We start from the raw sequence: 19,599 nt of genomic DNA, 5'->3' as shown, positions 1-19,599 counted from the left end.
AACCTCTTAGAACCTTCTTAGGGCGCACCGGGAGTGTGCGTCCATGACCACTCGACACACACCTGCGGCACTCTCCGTCGTCATCGGTGCGGGCGGCACCGGCGGACACATCTATCCGGGCCTGGCTCTCGCCGAGGCGCTGCGCGCGGCCGTCCCCGGCGCCGTCGTCTCGTTCATCGGGACCGAGCGGGGCCTGGAGACCGAGCTGATCCCGGGCGCCGGCTACCGGCTGCACACCGTCGACATGATCCCCTTCGACCCGGCGCTGGGCGCGAAGCGCTACCTGCTGCCCGCGGCGCTGATGCGCTCGGCGCACCAGGCCCGGTCGGTGATCCGGGCGCAGGGCGCGCACGTGGTCGTCGGCATGGGCGGCTACCCGAGTGCGCCCGCCGTGCTCGGGGCGCGGCTGGCCGGGCTGCCCGCCGTGATCCACGAGTCCAACGCGGTGCCCGGCCGCGCCAACCAGTTCGCGGCCCGGCTCACTCCGCACGTCGCGGTGGCCTTCGACCGCAGCCGGCGCCACCTGGCGGGCGGGGCGCGGGCGCTGACCACCGGAATGCCGATCTCCGCGGCCCTCTCCGGCCTCGCGGAACTCGCCCGGCCGGACCGGGCGGCCCTGCGCGCGGAGGCGCGGCGGGCCTTGGGGGTCCCCGAGGGGCGGCGGCTGGTCGTCTTCAACGGCGGCAGCCTGGGCGCCGTGCGCCTGACCCGGGCCGCCACCGGGCTGGCCGGGCTGTGGCAGCACCGGGACGACGTACAGCTGCTGGTCAAGACGGGTCCGGCGGCGCTGCCGGACACCATCGCCGAGCTCGCGTCGTCCGGCGGGCAGCGCATCGCCCGGGCCGTGCCGTACCTGGACCGGATGGACCTGGTGTACGCGGCCGCCGACCTGGTGGTGTGCCGGGCCGGTTCGGCGACGGTCGCGGAGCTGGCGGCGACCGGGGTCCCGGCCCTGCTCGTGCCCTACCCGTACGCCCCGGGCGACCACCAGACCCACAACGCGCGCGTGCTGTCCGACACGGGCGCCGGGCTGCTGCTGCCCGATGCCGAGACCACCGCCGAACGCCTCGCCGGCCTGATCGGCCCGCTGCTGGCCGATCCGGCCCGGCTGACGGCGATGGCCGGCGCCGCCGACCCCGGCCCGCACGCGCGGGCCGCCGAACTGCTGGCCGCGGAGGTCCTCCGCGTGGCCGGCGTCCGTCTTCCCACCCTGGAGCGAGTATGAACAGCTGGACCGACCGCACCGTCCTCGTCACCGGCGCCGAGGGCTTCATCGGCTCGACGCTGGTGGACCTGCTGGTGGCGCGGGGCGCGCGGGTGCGCGCCTTCGTGCACTACAAGCCGTACGCCGAGAAGGGCCACCTGGCCCGCTACCTCGCCGACCCGGACGGCCCGGTGGAGATGTGGGCGGGCGACATCCGCGACGCGGGCCGGGTCAGCGACGCCGTGGCCGGCTGCGACACCGTCTTCCACCTGGCGGCGCTGATCGGCATCCCGTACAGCTACGCCTCGCCGGGCGCCTACGTGCAGACGAACGTGACCGGCACGGAGAACGTGGCCGAGGCCTGCCGCCGCCACCGCGTGCGCCGCCTGGTCCACACCTCCACCAGCGAGGTCTACGGGACGGCCCTCACGGCGCCCATCTCCGAGAGCCACCCGCTCCAGCCGCAGTCCCCGTACTCCGCGTCGAAGATCGGCGCGGACATGATGGCGCTCTCCTTCCACCACGCCTTCGAACTGCCGGTGACGGTGGTGCGCCCCTTCAACACGTACGGGCCGCGCCAGTCGGCCCGTGCCGTCATCCCGACGATCCTGGCGCAGCTCCACGCGGGCTCCCGCGAGATACGCCTGGGTTCGACCACCCCCACCCGTGACTTCACGTACGTCACGGACACCGCCGCGGGATTCCTCGCGGTGGCGGAGTGCGACCGGGCGCTCGGCGAGGTGGTCAACCTCGGCACGGGCGAGGAGATCTCCATCGGCGACCTGGCGCGGGCGCTGATCGCCGCTTCGGGGCGGGAGGCGGAGGTGGTCGTGGACCCGGCCCGGCTGCGCCCCTCGGGCAGCGAGGTCCACCGCCTCCTCTCGGACAACTCCCGCGCCCGCGACTGGGCGGGCTGGAAGCCGGAGGTCTCCCTCACGGAGGGCCTGCGCCGCACCTCGGACTGGGTCGCGGCGAACCTCTCGCTCTTCGCGCCGGGCCGCTACCAGGTCTGATTCCCGACGCCGGCCTGCAGTTCCGTCCGTCGGCTACCGCAGGCTCCGTACGTCCAGGTACCGCAGCACCCGGTCCACGATCTCCGGATCGGCGCCGGGTTCGCTGCGGGCGGCCAGCACCTCGTGGCGGGCGGCCGACATCATCTCTCGCTGGATCCGCTGGGTGTCCCGGATCCGTGACACCCGCTGCACGTACGCCTCGCGCCGCTCCTCGTCCACCATGTCGGGGCTGATCCGGGCCCCCACGTCGTACGCGCGCCGGTACAGCGTCTCCACCAGGTCCTCCGGGAGCTCCTCCACCTCCTCGATCTCCTTCAGCCGCCGCTTCGCGGCCTTGGCCGCGCGGATCGCCAGCTGCCGCTCGGTCTCGCGCTCCGCGTCCGAGTCGGCCTCCACCCCCAGCCGCCGCACCAGCCACGGCAGGGTCAGCCCCTGGCAGATCAGGGTCGTCATGATCACCGCGAACGCGATGAAGATGATCTGGTCCCGCCCGGGAAAGGGCTCACCGGCGTCCGTACGGAGGGGAATGGCCAGCGCCAGGGCCACGGAGGCCACCCCGCGCATCCCGGCCCACCACATCACCACGCTCTCCCGCCAGCTGAGCGGGATCTCCTCCTCGTAGTCGCGCCGCCCGTGCAGCTTCTTGGCGAGCCAGCCGGCCGGCAGCAGCCACACCAGCCGTACGACGACCACCACCGCGACCACGGCCGCGGCCCAGCCGGTCATCTCCCACTCGCGGCCCTTGGCCGTACCGAAGACGTTGTGGAGCTCCAGCCCGATCAGCCCGAAGGCCACCCCCGTGACCAGCATGTCGACGACCTCCCAGAAGGTGTGCCCGGCGAGCCGCCCCAGCACGTCGTCGGCGTCGTTCGCGTACTCGGCCAGGAACAGGGCGGTGGTCAGGACCGCCAGCACCCCCGAACCCTGGAATTCCTCGGCCAGCACGTACGCCACGAAGGGCACCAGCAGCGTCAGCCCGATCTGCAGCGTGGCGTCGCCCAGCCCGCCCATGAGCCGGTGGGCGGCCCAGCCGAGCGCGAGCCCGACGGCCACGGCCACCACGGCGGAGAGCACGAACTCCCCGAGCGCGTCCGGCCAGGAGAAACTGCCGCTGACGGCGGCGGCGACGGCCACGTGATAGAGCACGATCGCCGTCACGTCGTTGAAGAGCCCCTCGCCCTCCAGGATCGAGACCATGCGGCGGGGCAGCCCGAGCGATCCGGCGACGGCGGTGGCGGCGACCGGGTCGGGCGGAGCCACGAGCGCGCCGAGCGCGACGGCCGCGGCGATCGGCAGCCCGGGCACGACGGCGTGCGCGACGGCGGCGACGGCGGCGGTCGTGACGAACACCAGGGCCACGGCGAGCAGGAGGATCGGCCGGACGTTCGAGGCGAACTGCCGCCAGGAGGTGCGCTGCGCGGAGGCGTACAGCAGCGGCGGCAGGACCAGCGGCAGGATGAACTCGGGCGGAACGTCGACGTTGGGCACGGCGGGCACCAGCGCGAGGCCCACCCCGCCGATGGTCATGAGTACGGGCGCGGGCAGTCCCAGCCGGTCCCCGAGCGGCACCGTGACCACGGCCCCGAGCAGCAACACGAAGAGCAGAGCAAGCTGATCCACTCCCCCACCCTGCCAGTCCGCTGCGCTTGGCCGTGCCCGGTGACAGGCTGCCCCCGCGTGTCGGGGCTCCGCCCCGAACCCCTACGGCGCTCCGCGCCCGCGCCTCAAACTCCGCCAGGGCTACGGCAGACGACGCCGCATAGAGCGGTGCGGGATGCCCGCGTCCTGGAACTCCGGGCCGTAGGCCACGTAGCCGAGCCGCTCGTAGAAGCCGACCGCATGGGTCTGCGCCCCCAGATCAACGGCCGCGAGGCCCATCCGGCCCGCCTCCGCCTCGATGGCGTGGACCAGCGCCACGCCCACACCCAGCCCCCGCGCGGACTTCCGTACGGCCAGCCGCCCCAGCGAGCCGACCCCCTCGACCCCGGTCTTGGCCAGCGCGGCGGCGCCGGACAGCAGCCGCCCGGTGCCCAGCGCCACCCCGTCCGGCCCCACGGCCAGCAGGTGCACCGCATCCGCGTCGTAGGCGTCGTACTCGATCGACTCCGGCACGGACTGCTCGGTCACGAACACCTCGGACCGCACGGCGAAGCAGGCCGCGAGGTCGGCCTCGCCGACGGCGATCCGGACCTCGTAACCGGCGGAGCTCACTCGCTCTCGGCCCGGATCACGTCCAGCGCGTGCTGGAGGTCCGCCGGGTAGGTGCTCTCGAACTCCACCCACCGCCCGTCCGACGGGTGCTCGAAGCCGAGCCGCACCGCGTGCAGCCACTGCCGGGTCAGCCCCAGCCGCTTCGCCACCGTCGGGTCGGCGCCGTACGTCAGGTCGCCGACGCAGGGGTGCCGGTGCGCGGACATGTGCACGCGGATCTGGTGCGTACGCCCGGTCTCCAGCTTGATGTCCAGCAGCGAGGCGGCCCGGAAGGCCTCGATCAGGTCGTAGTGGGTGACCGAGTCCTTGCCCTCCTGGATCACGGCCCACTTGTAGTCCGCGCTGGGGTGCCGCCCGATCGGCGCATCGATCGTGCCGCTCATCGGGTCCGGGTGTCCCTGCACCAGCGCGTGGTAACGCTTGTCCACGATCCGCTCGCGGAACTGGTTCTTCAGCGAGGTGTACGCCCGCTCGGACTTGGCCACGGCCATCAGGCCGGACGTGCCGACGTCGAGGCGGTGCACGATGCCCTGGCGCTCGGACGCGCCGGAGGTCGAGATCCGGTAGCCGGCGGCGGCGAGGCCGCCGATGACGGTGGTGCCGGTCCAGCCGGGGCTCGGGTGGGCGGCGACGCCCACCGGCTTCATGATGACGACGATGTCGTCGTCGTCATGGACGATCTCCATGCCCGGGACGGGCTCGGCCACGACCTCGACCGGCCGCGGCGGCGCGGGCATCTCGACTTCGAGCCAGGCGCCACCGTGTACGCGCTCGGACTTCCCGACGACACTGCCGTCGACCGACACCTTCCCCGCGGCCGCGAGTTCGGCCGCCTTCGTCCGGGAAAATCCGAACATACGGGCGATGGCGGCGTCTACGCGCTCGCCCTCGAGGCCATCGGGAACGGGCAGGGTGCGGATCTCGGGAATCGTACTCACCTGTCGAGTATGCAGGACTCGGCAGAGGAGCTTTCCCGCGATCAGTCCTTGTGGACGGTCCCGTCCGGGTCCAGCCCCCGGAAGGACAGCAGGACGATCAGGATGCCGCCGCACACGATCGCCGAGTCGGCGAGGTTGAAGACGGCGAAGTGGGACGGGGCGATGAAGTCGACCACCGCTCCCCGGAACACGCCGGGCGAGCGGAAGATCCGGTCGGTCAGATTGCCCAGCGCACCACCGAGCAGCAGACCCAGCGCGATCGCCCACGGCAGGCTGTAGAGCTTGCGCGCCAGCCGGATGATCACCACGATCACGGTGGCCGCGATGCACGTGAAGATGATCGTGAAGGCCTCGCCGAAGCCGAAGGCGGCGCCTGCGTTGCGGACCGCCTCGAACCGCAGCAGGTCGCCGATGATCTCGATCGGCGGCTGGTGCTCCAGCTTGGCCACGACCAGCATCTTGCTGCCGAGATCCAGCAGGTACGCGAGGACGGCCACGACGAGCAGGGCCACGATCCGCCGGTGCCCCTTGGGCTCGGCGGACTCGGGCTGGGTGTCGTCCCCGACGTCCGGCGTACCGATGATGCGCTCCGCCTCTGCCACGTGAGTCCCTCGAACTGGTTCGGACCAGGCTCCTGCTGGACCCTGACGAGACACGAGGGTACGTCAGGCCACCCACCGGCCGCCCGCCCCGGCCCTCCCCAGTTCGGTCCCCCTAGTGCCGCCTAGTGCCGCCGCTCCTGCTTCTGCTTGCAGTCCACGCACAGGGTGGCCCGAGGGAAGGCCTGCATCCTGGCCTTGCCGATGGGCTTCCCGCAGTTCTCGCAGATCCCGTACGTGCCCGCCTCCAGGCGTTCCAGGGCCCGCTCGGTCTGTTCCAGCATCGAGGTGGCGTTCGCCGCGAGGGCCAGCTCGGACTCCCGGGTGATGTTCTTGGTGCCCGTGTCGGCCTGGTCGTCGCCCGCGCCGTCGCCCGAGTCCCGCATCAGGCCCGAGATGGCCACCTCCGAGGCGTCGAGCTCGGCGCGCAGTCTGAGCACCTCGCTCATCAGCTCGCTGCGGGCCTCGTCGACCTCCGCCTGCGTCCAGGGGTCCTCCCCGGGCCGTACGGCGAGCTCACCGGGCGTGGTGGCCGCCGTGACCCTCACCTTGGGCAGGCCGCTGGTGGCGGCCGCAGCCGTCTTCCTCGCCGTACCGGTGCTCTTCTTGGCAACCACTTTGCGGACTCCCGTCTTCACAGCGGCCTGCGCCGCCCCCTCGGCCCCGGCCGGTTTGGCCGTGGCCTGCCGCTTCGCGACGGCAGTCGCCTTCTTGACGGCGGTCGCCTGCTTGTCGGTCGCCTTCTTCGCCGGCGCTTTCTTCGCGGGCGCCTTCTTGGCCGCCGCCTTCTTCGCGGGTGCCTTCTCGGCCGGTGCCGCCTTCTTCGCGACGGCCGCCTTGACGGCGTTCGCCCTCTTGGCCGGCGCCTTCTTCACAGGTGCTTCGGCCAGCGCCTCTCCGGCAGTACCGGCGGTCTTCTTCGCCACCATGGCCGCGGCCCCTTCACATACTGTGATCATTGCTCGCGAATCGTGCCGGAACGATAAATCGGCGCCGGTCCCGCGGCAACGGGGCACGCATCCGTCGAGGTCAACCTGCATCCGTTGTGCCCATCCGGAAGCCCGGTAATCCGCCCCACGCGCCCCACGGGAATCCGTACCGGCGCGTCGGCCCATTCGGGTCACCCGAGAGGCCCTCCCGCGCCCCCGCCACGCCGTGCCGGCCGCCCCCGCGCGGGCGCCCGTAAACCGGTCTGCCGAGCGCCCCCCGGCCCCGTACACTGGGCCGCAGCGAGAGGCATGGATGGGGACGAGTAGCGTCGGACGCAGCCAGGAGCGACCCGGGGACGGTGAGAGCCCGGGGGCGAGCGCGATGTGAAGGATCACCCCTGAGCCGCCGGAAGAAAGCCCGTAACGGATCCCCGTGGGGCGACTAGAACCGGCTTCGCACCCCAATGAGGGGGCCGCCGGACCAGTCCGGAGGCCAAGGAGGGTGGTACCGCGGGAGCATCCAAGGCTCTCGTCCCTCCGGACGGAAGTGACATCCCGCCGGAGGAAGAGTTCAGCCTCATGACCACACCGCCGCAGTACCGCCCGGTCCCCGCCCAGGTCGACCTGCCTGCCCTCGAGCACGCCGTCCTCGACTTCTGGCGCGAGAGCAAGACCTTCGCCAAGACCCTGGAGCAGTCCGAGGGCCGCCCCGAGTGGGTCTTCTACGAGGGCCCGCCGACCGCGAACGGCATGCCCGGCGCGCACCACATCGAGGCCCGCGTCTTCAAGGACGTCTTCCCCCGGTTCCGCACCATGCGCGGCTACCACGTGGCCCGCAAGGCCGGCTGGGACTGCCACGGCCTGCCCGTCGAGCTCGCCGTCGAGAAGGAGCTCGGCTTCAACGGCAAGCAGGACATCGAGGCGTACGGCATCGCCGAGTTCAACGACAAGTGCCGCGAGTCCGTGACCCGCCACACCGACGCGTTCGCGGAGCTCACGACCCGGATGGGCTACTGGGTCGACCTGGACGACGCCTACCGGACCATGGACCCCGAGTACGTCGAGTCCGTGTGGTGGTCGCTGAAGGAGATCTTCAACAAGGGCCTGCTCACCCAGGACCACCGCGTCGCCCCCTGGTGCCCGCGCTGCGGCACCGGCCTCTCCGACCACGAGCTGGCCCAGGGCTACGAGACGGTCGTCGACCCCTCGGTCTTCGTCCGCTTCCCGCTGACCTCCGGCCCCCTCGCGGGCGAGGCGGCGCTGCTGGTCTGGACGACCACCCCCTGGACCCTGGTCTCGAACACCGCCGTCGCCGCGCACCCGGACGTCACGTACGTGGTGGCCACCAACGGCGAGGAGAAGCTGGTCGTCGCCCAGCCGCTGCTGGAGAAGGCCCTCGGCGAGGGCTGGGAGGCCACCGGCGAGTCCTTCACGGGCAAGGAGATGGAGCGCTGGACGTACGAGCGCCCCTTCGACCTGGTCGAGTTCCCGGCCCCGGCCCACTACGTCGTGAACGCCGAGTACGTCACGACCGAGGACGGCACCGGTCTGGTCCACCAGTCCCCCGCCTTCGGTGCCGACGACCTCGCGGTCTGCCGCGCCTACGGCCTGCCGGTCGTGAACCCGGTCCGCCCCGACGGCACCTTCGAGGAGGAGGTCCCGCTGGTCGGCGGCGTCTTCTTCAAGAAGGCCGACGAGAAGCTGACCGCCGACCTCGACGCCCGCGGCCTGCTCTTCAATCACATCGCCTACGAGCACAGCTACCCGCACTGCTGGCGCTGCCACACGGCCCTGCTCTACTACGCGCAGCCGTCCTGGTACATCCGCACCACCGCCGTCAAGGACGCGATGCTGCGGGAGAACGAGAAGACGAACTGGTTCCCGGACTCGGTCAAGCAGGGCCGCTTCGGCGACTGGCTGAACAACAACATCGACTGGGCGCTGTCCCGCAACCGCTACTGGGGCACCCCGCTGCCGATCTGGCGCTGCGAGGAGAACCACCTCACCTGCGTGGGCTCGCGCGCGGAGCTGAGCGAGCTGTCCGGGCAGGACCAGTCCGCCCTGGACCCGCACCGCCCGTACATCGACGACGTCACCTTCACCTGCACCGCCGAGGGCTGCTCGCTGACCGCCGTCCGCGTGCCCGAGGTCATCGACGCCTGGTACGACTCGGGCTCGATGCCGTTCGCGCAGTGGGGCTACCCGCACAAGAACAAGGAGATCTTCGAGAAGCGCTACCCGGCGCAGTTCATCTCGGAGGCCATCGACCAGACGCGCGGGTGGTTCTACACGCTGATGGCGGTCGGCACCCTCGTCTTCGACAAGTCCTCCTACGAGAACGTGGTCTGCCTGGGCCACATCCTCGCCGAGGACGGCCGCAAGATGTCCAAGCACCTGGGCAACACCCTCCAGCCGATCCCGCTCATGGACCAGCACGGCGCGGACGCGGTGCGCTGGTTCATGGCGGCCGGCGGCTCCCCGTGGGCGGCCCGCCGCGTGGGCCACGGCACGATCCAGGAGGTCGTCCGCAAGACCCTCCTCACGTACTGGAACACGGTCGCCTTCCAGGCCCTGTACGCCCGTACGTCGAACTGGGCGCCCTCCGCCTCGGACCCGGCCCCGGCGGACCGCACGGTCCTGGACAGGTGGCTCCTGTCCGAGCTCCACGCCCTCGTCGCCGAGGTCACGGACGCGATGGAGGCGTACGACACCCAGCGCGCCGGCAAGCTGCTGTCCACGTTCGTGGACGACCTGTCCAACTGGTACGTCCGCCGCTCGCGCCGCCGCTTCTGGCAGGGCGACAAGGGCGCGCTGCGCACCCTGCACGAGGTCGTCGAGACCGTCACCCGCCTCATGGCCCCCCTCACCCCCTTCATCACGGAGCGGGTCTGGCAGGACATGATCGTCCCGGTCACCCCCGAGGCCCCCGAGTCGGTGCACCTCTCCTCCTGGCCGGAGTCGGACGCCGCCCAGGTGGACCCGGCGCTCTCGCAGCACATGCTGCTGGTACGCCGCCTCGTGGAGCTGGGCCGTGCGACCCGTGCGGAGTCGGGCGTCAAGACCCGCCAGCCGCTGTCGCGGGCGCTGGTCGGTGCGGTGGGCTTCGACGCGCTCTCCCCGGAGCTCCAGGCCCAGATCACCGAGGAGCTGAACGTCTCCTCCGTGGCCTCGCTCTCCGAGGTCGGCGGGTCCCTGGTGGACACCACGGCGAAGGCCAATTTCCGTGCGCTGGGCAAGCGCTTCGGCAAGGGCGTCCAGGACGTGGCGAAGGCGGTGTCCGCGGCCGACGCGGCGGCCCTGTCGCTGGCCCTGCGCTCGGGCTCCGCGACCGTCTCGGTCAACGGTGACGAGGTCTCCCTCTCCCCGGAGGAGGTCATCATCACGGAGACCCCGCGCGAGGGCTGGTCGGTGGCCTCGGACTCGGGCGCGACGGTCGCCCTGGACCTGGAGATCACCCCGGAGCTGCGGCTCGCGGGGCTGGCGCGTGACGCGATCCGCCTGATCCAGGAGGCCCGGAAGAACTCCGGCCTGGACGTGGCGGACCGGATCGCCCTGCGCTGGTCCTCCGAGTCCCCGGAGGTGGTCACGGCCCTGACGGACCACGCGGCCCTGATCGCGGACGAGGTCCTGTCCACGGACTTCGCCCCCGGCGAGGCCGACGCCACGTACGGCGAAGCCTTCACGGACGAACCCCTCGGCCTGACCTTCCGCCTCCGCAAGGCGTAACGAACGGCCCAAGAGGCCCGTACCCCCTCACCGGGGGTGCGGGCCTCTTTGCTACCCCCTCGGCTCACTACACGGCGCTCCGCGCCCGCGCCTCAAACGCCGGCGGGGCTGGATTGCCGCGCAGCGGCACATTCCAGCCCCGCCGGCGTTTGAGGCGCGGGGGCTCGGGGGCGGAGCCCCCGCAACGGCGCCGCGCGCGGGTACGGGAACGGGCCGGGCCCGGGTTCCGATGGGAACCCGGGCCCGGCCCGTGAAGCGACTGCCGACAGACGGCGCGGCGCCTAGTTGTCGTCCTCGTCGATCAGAAAGCCCCGCATGGGAGACGGCGCCTGCTGCATCGGCTGCGGCGCAGCCGGCCGCACCGGAGCCATCGGCTGGGTCATCGCCGGGGACATCTGCTGCTGGCCGCCGTACGACGGGCCACCCATCGGGGAGGGACCGCCCATGGGGGACGGGCCACCCATCGAGGGACCACCCATGGAGTGCCCCATCGCACCGGCCGGAGCCATCGAAGGCGACGGCGACGGCGGCAGCGCGGGACCGGCCGGGTTCCGCGGCGGGGCCAGGGAGTCGTCGGCCTGGGTCTCCAGCTGACGCAGCTGCGACTCCAGGTAGGACTTCAGGCGCGTACGGTACTCACGCTCGAAGCCCCGCAGGTCCTCGACCTTGCGCTCCAGCGTGGCGCGGGCGGACTCCAGGGAGCCCATCGCGACGCGGTGCTTCTCCTGCGCGTCCCGCTCCAGCGCGTCGGCCTTGGCGCGGGCGTCCCGCTCCAGACCCTCGGCGCGCGAACGGGCCTCGCCGACGATCTTGTTGGCCTCGGAGCGGGCCTCCGCGATCGCCTGGTCGGCGGTCTGCTGCGCCAGCGACAGGACGCGGGCGGCACTGTCGCCACCGGGGCCCTGCTGCGGCAGCTGCTGCGGCTGCTGGTGCATCGGCTGACCCATGGGCTGCATCTGCTGCCCCATCGGCTGCATCTGCTGGCCCATGGGCTGCATCTGCTGGCCGAGCGGGTTCTGGCCGCCCATGGACTGCTGGCCCATGCCCTGCTGCTGGCCCATACCCTGCTGGCCCATGCCCTGCGGTCCACCCATGGGGTGCTGCTGCATGGGGCCACCCATGCCCGGACCCTGCGGTCCGTGTCCGCCGGGGCCGGCGGGCAGCTGCGGCTGGCCGCCCGGCAGCTGCGGCGGGCCCATCTGCGGCTGCTGCTGCTGCTGCGGCGGGCCGGATATGGCCGCGGGCACGGGGGCGCCGGGGCCACGCTGGTCCTGGGGTTCCGGCTTGCGCATGCCCTGCTGCTGCTGGTTCTGCGCGGCGGCGCGCGTGGCAGCGGCCAGCTTGGCGCGCAGGTCCTCGTTCTCGCGCAGCAGGCGCGTCAGTTCGGACTCGACCTCGTCGAGGAAGGCATCGACCTCGTCCTCGTCATAGCCTTCTCGGAGGCGGACGGTCGTGAACTGCTTGTTCCGCACGTCCTCGGGAGTCAGCGGCATGTCTTCTTCACCTCTACGTAGTCGTCGGCAGTCGGCAAGACCGTATCGGGACTGTCCCCAGGCCTGCGGGGAAGCTCATCGTTCACACGCTTCTCGCAGCGGTGCTCACGAAACTGATGAGGATGTAAACGATGATCATCAGAACGAAGAAGGACAGGTCGAGTGCCACGCCCCCGAGACGCAACGGCGGAATAGCCCGCCGAAGAAGCTTGAGCGGTGGATCGGTGACAGTGTAGGTGGCCTCCAGAACGACCACCATCGCCTTGCCGGGTGTCCATGAACGTGCGAACTGGAACACGTAGTCCATGACCAGTCGGAAGATCAGCACGATGAGGAAGCACATCAGCGCGATGTAGACCACTTGCAGTGCGACGCCCATCCCGCGCTTCCCTCTCCCCGTTCTCGCTCTGTTCCCGGTCCCGTGTCTGACGGATCGGTCTAGCTTTGGTTGAAGAACCCGCCCTCCGCGATGCGGGCCTTGTCCTCCGCCGTGACATCGACGTTAGCAGGCGACAGCAGGAACACCTTCTGTGTCACGCGTTCAATACTGCCGTGCAGGCCGAAGACCAGACCGGCGGCGAAGTCCACGAGACGCTTCGCGTCAGTGTCGTCCATCTCCGTGAGATTCATGATCACCGGAGTGCCCTCACGGAAGTGTTCCCCGATGGTACGGGCCTCGTTGTAGGTCCGGGGGTGCAGCGTCGTGATGCGGTACGGCTCCCGCTCGGAGACGACCTTGGGCATGATCACGGGGGCGTTCTTCTCCAGGTTGGTGCGGTCAGGTGTGATGGATGCCACGGGGGCAATTCGCGCAGGACGTCCGTTTTCCACCGGAATTGGGATGGGTTCGCGCTGCGCCGGAGGCTGTACGGCTCGTACCGGTTCGTCCGATACGGGCGATTGGTGCACGGGCTGACGGTCTCGCTCGCGGGTCCGGTCACGGGCCCGCTCCGGTTCCGGCTCGGGCTCGAACTCGTCGTCGGGGTCGTACCCCGGGTTGTCGTACCGGTCGTCCTCCACGAGGCCGAGGTAGACCGCCATCTTGCGCATCGCGCCGGCCATTCTCCGAGTCCTCCGCTCTGTGGTGGATCGCCCTGTCGCAGGTGCCGCTGTGTCACGAATGTCACCAACTGCCCGCGATCCACGTGGTCTGCCCGCTCATCAGCGGTAATGACCATATTTTCTGCTGTGGTCCGACTTTCTTGGCGACGTTACCCGAGCCGGGGTCTCGCGCCGAGTACCGCAGTGCCGACGCGTACATGTGTCGCACCGGCCGCAACGGCCTGTTCCAGATCCGTACTCATCCCGGCCGACACCATCGTGGCAGCCGGATGGTCCGCGCGCAGGCGGGATGACAATTCCACCAGCCGTCCGAAAGCGGCCTGTTCGCGTCCGGCGTACGGACCGGAGAGCGGGGCGACGGTCATCACGCCGTCGATCCGCAGTCCCGGCGCCCCGGCGACGAGGTCCGCCAACTCCGCGAGCTGCTCGGGCGCCGCGCCGCCCCGGGATCCCCGCTCGCCCGACTCGGCGTCGAGGGCGATCTGCACGAGGCAGCCGAGTTCGCGGCCCGCGTTCGAGGCGGCCGCCGAGAGGGCGGTCACGAGCTTGGGCCGGTCGACCGACTGCACCACATGCGCGTATCCCGCCACGGAACGGACTTTGTTCGTCTGCAACTGACCGACGAAGTGCCAGCGGAGCGGCAGATCCGCGCAGGCCGCGGCCTTGGGGGCGGCGTCCTGGTCGCGATTTTCCGCAACATGACGGATGCCCAGCTCCGCCAGGAGTCGTACGTCGCTCGCGGGATAGGTCTTGGTGACCACGATGAGCGTCACCTCTTCCCGCTTGCGGCCCGCGGCCGCGCAGGCGGACGAGATACGTTCCTCCACCCGCGCGAGGTTCTCCGCGAGCTCCGACTTACGGTCCGTCATCTTTCAGTCCAACCAGACATATCCGGCAAGCCGCCCGGTCACCCGGTCGCGGCGGTACGAGAAGTGGTCCCGCGACTCCAGTGTGCAGACCGGAGATCGGTGGACGTTCACCACCCCCGCCTCCGCGAGCTGGGCGTGCACCCCGGCGACCACGTCCACGGCCGGAGTCCCCCAGCTGGTCTCGGCCCGGGCGGCCGGCACCACCTCGGACACCGCGTCCCGCATCTCGGCGGGCACCTCGTAGCAGTGGCCGCAGACCGCGGGTCCGGTGCGGGCGACGATCCGCCCGGGCTCGGCGCCGAGGGCGACCATCGCCTCCACCGCGGCGGGAACCACTCCGGCGACCAGTCCGGGCCGCCCGGCGTGGGCGGCCGCGGCGACCCCGGCGACGGGGTCCGCCAGCAGGACCGGCGCGCAGTCGGCGGTGAGCACGGCGAGGGCGAGCCCCCGACGGGCGGTGACCACCGCGTCGACCGCGGGGACATCTTCGCCGAAGGGCCACGGTCCGTCGACCACCGCCACGTCACGGCCGTGCACCTGGTTCATCCAGACCACCAGGTCCGGGTCGATCCCCAGGGACTCCGCGGCGCGTGCCCGGTTCGCGCGAACGGCGGCCGGGTCGTCTCCGACCGCGCCGCCGAGGTTGAGCTCTTCGTACGGAACGGCGCTCACCCCGCCCCACCGGTCGGTGAAGGCGAAGTGGGCGCCGCCCACGTGATGCTGCTCCGGTGTCACTTCAAGAAGTCCGGGACATCCAGTTCCTCGGCCGGGCTGTCCTGGTACGGCCGGGCCGTCGGAACCTGCGGCGCGGGGCTGTGGGCCTCGACCGGGGCCGCCTCGATCGGAGCCGGGGGGTCCTCGCGCGGGGTGACCGAGCCGAGTCCGCCGAAGGCCGGCCGGGTCGGCTCCGCCGCGCGGACCGGCGTCGGGGCCGGCTCCTCGCGCTTCGTGGACGCGGCGCCGATGACGTTGTCCCGGCGGGCCGGGGGCTGTCCGCCGTCGAACCCGGCCGCGATGACGGTGACCCGCACCTCGTCGCCGAGCGCGTCGTCGATGACGGCGCCGAAGATGATGTTCGCCTCGGGGTGCGCGGCCTCGCTCACCAGCTGCGCGGCCTCGTTGATCTCGAAGAGACCGAGGTCCGAGCCGCCGGAGATGGAGAGCAGCACGCCGCGGGCGCCGTCGATGGACGCCTCCAGCAGCGGCGAGGAGATCGCCATCTCGGCCGCGGCCACCGCGCGGTCGTCGCCGCGGGCCGAGCCGATGCCCATCAGGGCCGAGCCGGCCTCGGACATCACGGACTTGACGTCGGCGAAGTCGAGGTTGATCAGACCCGGGGTGGTGATGAGGTCGGTGATGCCCTGGACGCCCGAGAGCAGGACCTGGTCGGCCGACTTGAAGGCGTCGAGCACGCTGACCTGGCGGTCCGAGATGGACAGCAGCCGGTCGTTGGGGATGACGATGAGGGTGTCGACCTCTTCGCGGAGCTCGGCGATGCCGTCCTCCGCCTGGTTCGCGCGGCGCCGGCCCTCGAAGGTGAACGGCCGGGTGACCACACCGATCGTCAGGGCGCCCAGCGAGCGCGCGATGTTGGCGACGACGGGCGCGCCGCCCGTGCCGGTGCCGCCGCCCTCGCCGGCGGTGACGAAGACCATGTCGGCCCCCTTGAGGACCTCCTCGATCTCCTCGCGGTGGTCCTCTGCCGCCTTGCGGCCGACGGCCGGGTTGGCGCCGGCGCCGAGGCCCCGGGTGAGTTCACGGCCGACGTCGAGCTTGACGTCGGCGTCGCTCATCAACAGCGCTTGGGCGTCCGTGTTGATGGCGATGAACTCGACGCCCTTGAGACCGACCTCGATCATTCGGTTGATGGCATTGACACCACCGCCGCCGACACCGATGACCTTGATGACTGCGAGGTAGTTCTGCGGTGCTGCCACGTCGAAGGCCTCTCGCCTCGAGTTACGTGTCGCCGCCTCGCGGGCCTGCGTTGCGACGACTGATGCCGAAATAGGGACGGTCCGAACGCGCCGACCCGAACCCTCACCCTGAAGTTTAGGGTTAGGGGTGTGCCTGTTCTCTGGACTCTTCCGAACAGGACACTAAGTCGACAAGTAGCGCGTGTTCAACGAACACGCCGAACCTCCCGTTTTTCTTTTCACCCTATGTGATCACCCGTATCGCTGGCCAACCAGGGTGCGTCGCTGTTGGACCGGACGTCAACTCCCGGACACCGCAGGGGCGGTGGGGACGCTCACGTCGAAGCGGGCGGCCTTGGGCGCGGCCTTCAACAAAGCGGTCAGCGCACGGCCCTTCGCGTCGCTCTGTTCGCCGCTCCCCCAGGCCACGGTCCGGCCCCGGGTCAGCTCCAGCACCACCGAATCGTACGAACCCACCTTGACCTGCAAGGTCTCCTTGGCGATCGGATCCGGGAGGGAGCCGGCGACGAGCACGGCCTCGTGCAGCAGCCGCTCCTCGTCGAAACGGCGGGCGCTCGGGGACTGCTTCGCGTTCAGTTCGAGGACCGGAACGCCCTCGGGTGCTTTCGGAACCGTGTCGAATCGCACACCCGAAGCGTCCACTTCCACGAAGTTGGCGTCCTTTTTGATGAGCAGTACGGGTTTGCGTTCCGTCACTTTCAGCCCGATGCCGTGCGGCCAGGCCCGCACCACATCGACCGAATCGATGCGGGACAGCCGGCCGCGGACGCGGTTCTCGATCTCGTCGGTGTCCACGCTCACCAGCGGGGCCCCGACCGGAACGGCCGCCGCGGACAGCACCTGCTCGGGGGTGAGCACTTCGGTGCCGGTCGCGGTGACCTTCTCGACGCGGAGCCAGGAGGAGCCGTAGAGCACCCAGGTACCGCCCCCGACGAGGAGCAGCACGGCGGCCAGGGAGGCCAGCAGGGGGCCCCGGCGCAGGCGTACGCCGGGGCCCTGAGGGCCGGATCCCCTCGACGGTTTCGGGGCTTTGGGCGGCTTTGGAGAGCCGCCGCCCTTCCGGGCGGACGGGCCGGAGCCCGGGGTCCCACGCTGTGCGGTCGTCGCTCCGGCCACTCCTGCGCCTCCTGCGTCTGTGCGTCCCGCCTCAGCGGTTCCGGTGGGCCGCGATCGCCTCGTACACCATGCCGACCAGCAGCTCGTCGGCGTCGCGGCGGCCGAACTCACCGGCGGCGCGGGACATCTCGTACAGGCGGTGCGGGTCCGACAGCACCGGGAGGATCTGGCCGAGCACCCACTCGGGCGTCAGTTCCGCGTCGTCCACAAGCAGGCCGCCGCCGGCCTTGACCACCGGCTGGGCGTTGAGCCGCTGTTCGCCGTTGCCGATCGGCAACGGGACGTAGGCGGCGGGGAGCCCGACGGCGGACAGTTCGGCGACGGTCATCGCTCCCGCGCGGCACAGCATCATGTCGGCGGCGGCGTACGCGAGATCCATCCGGTCCACGTACGGTACCGGCACATAGGGCGGCATCCCGGGCATGTTGTCGACACGCGGCAGTTCGTTCTTCGGCCCGACGGCGTGCAGGATCTGGATCCCGGAGCGCTGGAGGGTCGGAGCGATCTGCTGGATCACCTCGTTGAGGCGGCGGGCGCCCTGCGAGCCGCCGGAGACCAGCAGGGTCGGCAGGTTGGGGTCCAGGCCGAAGGCGGCGCGCGCCTCGGGGCGGACGGCGGCCCGGTCGAGGGTGGAGATGGAGCGCCGCAGCGGGATGCCCACGTAGCGGGCGCCGCGCAGCTTGCTGTCGGGGGTGGAGACCGCGACGGCGTGCGCGTATCGGGAGCCGATCTTATTGGCCAGTCCGGGCCGGGCGTTGGCCTCGTGGACGATGATCGGCACTCCGAGCCGCTTGGCCGCGAGGTAGCCGGGCAGGGCCACGTAGCCGCCGAAGCCGACGACGCAGTCGGCCTTGGTCCGCTCCAGGATCTCCTCGGCGGCCTTGATGGTGCCGCGCAGCCGCCCGGGGACGGTGATCAGCTCCGGAGTGGGCTTGCGGGGCAGCGGCACGGCGGGGATCAGGCCCAGCTCGTAACCGCGTTCCGGGACGAGGCGGGTCTCAAGTCCGCGCTCGGTGCCGAGGGCGGTGATGCCCACTGAAGGGTCCTGCCTGCGCAGGGCGTCCGCGAGGGCGAGCGCCGGCTCGATGTGGCCGGCGGTCCCCCCACCGGCGAGTACGACATGCACCGAAATTCACCGCTCTCCGGACGGACGCTTCTTGACGCGCCGTCTCATCGACTTCCATCTCACCCCGGTCCGCCACCAGCCGGTCTTCGGCTGCCGCATCGCGAGGGCCGCGCGCGCCGCCGGCTCCTCCCGCGCGAAGGCGATGAGCAGTCCGACCGCGAACATCGTCGGCAGCAGGGCCGACCCCCCGTAGGAGAACAGCGGGAGCGGGACTCCGGCGATCGGCAGCAGGCCGAGCACCGCACCGATGTTGATCACGGCCTGGGCCGTGATCCAGGTGGTCACGCCTCCCGCGGCAAACCGTACGAAGGAGTCCTCCGTGCGTCCGGCCACGCGGATACCCGCATAGCCTAGGGCCGCGAACAGGGCGAGCACCGACAGCGTCCCCGCCAGTCCCAGTTCCTCCCCGGTGATGGCGAAGATGAAGTCGGTGTGGGCTTCGGGTAGTTGCCCCCATTTTTCCACACTGGCACCCAAACCGGAACCGAACCATCCGCCTGAGGCCAGGGCATAGATCCCGTGGACTGCCTGCCAGCAGAGGTCGTTCTTGCCGGGGTCCGTCGCGCCGAGGCACTCCAGCCGGTCCATCCGGTGCGGGCTCGTCTTGATCAGCAGCGCGACGATCACACCCGCGAAGGCCAGCACCCCGACGAACAGCCGCGTCGGGGCACCCGCCAGCCAGAGCAGGCCGAACAGGATGGCGCCGAGGATCATCGCGGTGCCCATGTCCCCGCCCAGCATGATGAGGCCGAGCAGCAGGAAGGCCACCGGGACCAGCGGCACCAGCAGGTGCTTCCACTGGCTGAGCAGCCCTTTGTCGCCCTTGCGCGCCAACAGGTCGGCGCCCCACAGGATCAGTGCGAGTTTGCCGAACTCACTGGGCTGCAACATGAACGGACCGCCAAGGGAGATCCAATTCTGGTTGCCGTTGATGGCGACCCCTATCCCGGGGACCTGGACCAGGACCATCAGGAACAGGGTGCCCGCGAGCACCGGATAGGACAGCGCCCGGTGCAGTTTGACCGGCATCCGGGAGGCGACCAGCATCAGTCCGGTGCCGATGAGGGCGGCCAGGAACTGCTTCTTGAAGAAGTACGCGTCACCCAGGCCGAGCTGGAGCGCCTTGATCATGGAGGCCGAGTAGACCATCACCAGGCCCAGCACGGTGATGAGCAGCGAACTGCCGAAAATCAGGTAATACGCCGTGAGTGGACGGTCCCAGGCCTTGCGCAGCTGTTCCTGCGTGCGCCTCAGCCCGGCCAGCGGCCCGCGCCCGGCGGGCCGCCTCACACTCACCACGGGGCGTTTGCGGCCCTGCGCCTTCACGGCGGACGGCCGCCGCCCCGGCAGCATCTGCTTGGCCGGCATCTGTGATC

At 71.0% G+C, this 19,599-nt stretch carries 17 protein-coding genes; 3 read left to right on the top strand and 14 right to left on the bottom strand.

Annotation, left to right across the window (positions count from 1 at the left end):
- Positions 1-43: 43 nt before the first annotated feature.
- Entirely contained in the window at positions 44-1,225 is a 1,182-nt protein-coding gene (locus JIW86_RS28695) for a UDP-N-acetylglucosamine--N-acetylmuramyl-(pentapeptide) pyrophosphoryl-undecaprenol N-acetylglucosamine transferase (RefSeq protein WP_257556723.1), read from the top strand.
- Positions 1,222-2,217, top strand: a complete 996-nt coding sequence (locus JIW86_RS28690) for an SDR family NAD(P)-dependent oxidoreductase (protein ID WP_257556722.1) — start codon at positions 1,222-1,224, stop codon at positions 2,215-2,217. The genes JIW86_RS28695 and JIW86_RS28690 overlap by 4 nt, the downstream gene beginning before the upstream one ends.
- A 33-nt stretch (positions 2,218-2,250) precedes the next feature.
- On the opposite strand, the gene JIW86_RS28685 is transcribed toward JIW86_RS28690, so the two are convergent.
- The 5 genes from JIW86_RS28685 to JIW86_RS28665 all read right to left on the bottom strand — a co-directional run bounded on the left by JIW86_RS28685 (position 2,251) and on the right by JIW86_RS28665 (position 6,894).
- Entirely contained in the window at positions 2,251-3,837 is a 1,587-nt protein-coding gene (locus JIW86_RS28685) for a Na+/H+ antiporter (RefSeq protein ID WP_257556721.1), read from the bottom strand.
- Positions 3,838-3,957: 120 nt separating this feature from the next.
- On the bottom strand, positions 3,958-4,428 hold the full coding sequence (locus JIW86_RS28680) for a GNAT family N-acetyltransferase (RefSeq protein ID WP_257556720.1): 471 nt from the start codon (positions 4,426-4,428) through the stop codon (positions 3,958-3,960).
- Positions 4,425-5,366: an RluA family pseudouridine synthase gene (locus tag JIW86_RS28675; protein ID WP_215146460.1), complete on the bottom strand. Its 942-nt coding sequence runs from the start codon at positions 5,364-5,366 to the stop codon at positions 4,425-4,427. The genes JIW86_RS28680 and JIW86_RS28675 overlap by 4 nt, the downstream gene beginning before the upstream one ends.
- A gap of 41 nt (positions 5,367-5,407) precedes the next feature.
- Complete coding sequence (gene lspA, locus JIW86_RS28670; RefSeq protein WP_257556719.1) at positions 5,408-5,968, bottom strand: signal peptidase II; 561 nt, start codon at positions 5,966-5,968, stop codon at positions 5,408-5,410.
- A 122-nt stretch (positions 5,969-6,090) separates the two neighbouring features.
- Positions 6,091-6,894 (bottom strand): TraR/DksA family transcriptional regulator, encoded by an 804-nt coding sequence (locus JIW86_RS28665; RefSeq protein ID WP_257556718.1) that lies wholly within the window; start codon positions 6,892-6,894, stop codon positions 6,091-6,093.
- A gap of 579 nt (positions 6,895-7,473) precedes the next feature.
- On the opposite strand from JIW86_RS28665, the gene ileS reads away from it, so the two are divergent.
- Positions 7,474-10,620 carry an isoleucine--tRNA ligase gene (gene ileS, locus JIW86_RS28660; protein ID WP_257556717.1) on the top strand — a complete coding sequence of 1,049 codons (3,147 nt, stop codon included), beginning with the start codon at positions 7,474-7,476 and terminating at the stop codon, positions 10,618-10,620.
- Between the two features lie 281 nt (positions 10,621-10,901).
- Here ileS and JIW86_RS28655 read toward each other — a convergent pair whose 3' ends face one another.
- The 9 genes from JIW86_RS28655 to ftsW all read right to left on the bottom strand — a co-directional run bounded on the left by JIW86_RS28655 (position 10,902) and on the right by ftsW (position 19,591).
- Entirely contained in the window at positions 10,902-12,113 is a 1,212-nt protein-coding gene (locus JIW86_RS28655) for a DivIVA domain-containing protein (protein WP_257556716.1), read from the bottom strand.
- An 82-nt stretch (positions 12,114-12,195) separates the two neighbouring features.
- On the bottom strand, positions 12,196-12,492 hold the full coding sequence (locus JIW86_RS28650; protein ID WP_030385571.1) for a YggT family protein: 297 nt from the start codon (positions 12,490-12,492) through the stop codon (positions 12,196-12,198).
- 59 nt (positions 12,493-12,551) lie between these two features.
- Positions 12,552-13,175 (bottom strand): cell division protein SepF, encoded by a 624-nt coding sequence (locus JIW86_RS28645; RefSeq protein WP_257556715.1) that lies wholly within the window; start codon positions 13,173-13,175, stop codon positions 12,552-12,554.
- A 149-nt stretch (positions 13,176-13,324) separates the two neighbouring features.
- Positions 13,325-14,044 (bottom strand): YggS family pyridoxal phosphate-dependent enzyme, encoded by a 720-nt coding sequence (locus tag JIW86_RS28640; protein ID WP_257556714.1) that lies wholly within the window; start codon positions 14,042-14,044, stop codon positions 13,325-13,327.
- A 3-nt stretch (positions 14,045-14,047) separates the two neighbouring features.
- Entirely contained in the window at positions 14,048-14,758 is a 711-nt protein-coding gene (pgeF, locus tag JIW86_RS28635; RefSeq protein ID WP_257559471.1) for a peptidoglycan editing factor PgeF, read from the bottom strand.
- Positions 14,759-14,775: 17 nt separating this feature from the next.
- The gene (gene ftsZ / locus JIW86_RS28630; protein ID WP_257556713.1) at positions 14,776-15,981 is read right to left on the bottom strand and encodes a cell division protein FtsZ; all 1,206 of its coding nucleotides are present in this window, start codon (positions 15,979-15,981) and stop codon (positions 14,776-14,778) included.
- A 279-nt stretch (positions 15,982-16,260) separates the two neighbouring features.
- Positions 16,261-17,097, bottom strand: coding sequence for a cell division protein FtsQ/DivIB (locus tag JIW86_RS28625; protein ID WP_416237608.1), 837 nt, complete (start codon positions 17,095-17,097; stop codon positions 16,261-16,263).
- A 31-nt stretch (positions 17,098-17,128) separates the two neighbouring features.
- Complete coding sequence (gene murG / locus JIW86_RS28620; protein ID WP_215146451.1) at positions 17,129-18,223, bottom strand: undecaprenyldiphospho-muramoylpentapeptide beta-N-acetylglucosaminyltransferase; 1,095 nt, start codon at positions 18,221-18,223, stop codon at positions 17,129-17,131.
- A gap of 6 nt (positions 18,224-18,229) precedes the next feature.
- Positions 18,230-19,591 carry a putative lipid II flippase FtsW gene (gene ftsW, locus JIW86_RS28615; RefSeq protein ID WP_257556712.1) on the bottom strand — a complete coding sequence of 454 codons (1,362 nt, stop codon included), beginning with the start codon at positions 19,589-19,591 and terminating at the stop codon, positions 18,230-18,232.
- Positions 19,592-19,599 lie beyond the last annotated feature (8 nt).

The organism is Streptomyces sp. NBC_00162, from assembly GCF_024611995.1.
GTDB lineage: Bacteria > Actinomycetota > Actinomycetes > Streptomycetales > Streptomycetaceae > Streptomyces.
This window is presented reverse-complemented; position numbering and strand designations above follow the sequence as displayed.

Excerpts from the sequence above, each read along its gene's own strand:
- JIW86_RS28640 (WP_257556714.1), bottom strand. The coding sequence starts at position 14,044 with ATGACGGACCGTAAGTCGGAGCTCGCGGAGAACCTCGCGCGGGTGGAG.
- JIW86_RS28690 (WP_257556722.1), top strand. The coding sequence starts at position 1,222 with ATGAACAGCTGGACCGACCGCACCGTCCTCGTCACCGGCGCCGAGGGC.
- JIW86_RS28650 (WP_030385571.1), bottom strand. The coding sequence starts at position 12,492 with ATGGGCGTCGCACTGCAAGTGGTCTACATCGCGCTGATGTGCTTCCTC.
- ftsW (WP_257556712.1), bottom strand. The coding sequence starts at position 19,591 with ATGCCGGCCAAGCAGATGCTGCCGGGGCGGCGGCCGTCCGCCGTGAAG.
- ileS (WP_257556717.1), top strand. The coding sequence starts at position 7,474 with ATGACCACACCGCCGCAGTACCGCCCGGTCCCCGCCCAGGTCGACCTG.
- JIW86_RS28665 (WP_257556718.1), bottom strand. The coding sequence starts at position 6,894 with ATGGTGGCGAAGAAGACCGCCGGTACTGCCGGAGAGGCGCTGGCCGAA.
- JIW86_RS28655 (WP_257556716.1), bottom strand. The coding sequence starts at position 12,113 with ATGCCGCTGACTCCCGAGGACGTGCGGAACAAGCAGTTCACGACCGTC.
- JIW86_RS28645 (WP_257556715.1), bottom strand. The coding sequence starts at position 13,175 with ATGGCCGGCGCGATGCGCAAGATGGCGGTCTACCTCGGCCTCGTGGAG.
- JIW86_RS28695 (WP_257556723.1), top strand. The coding sequence starts at position 44 with ATGACCACTCGACACACACCTGCGGCACTCTCCGTCGTCATCGGTGCG.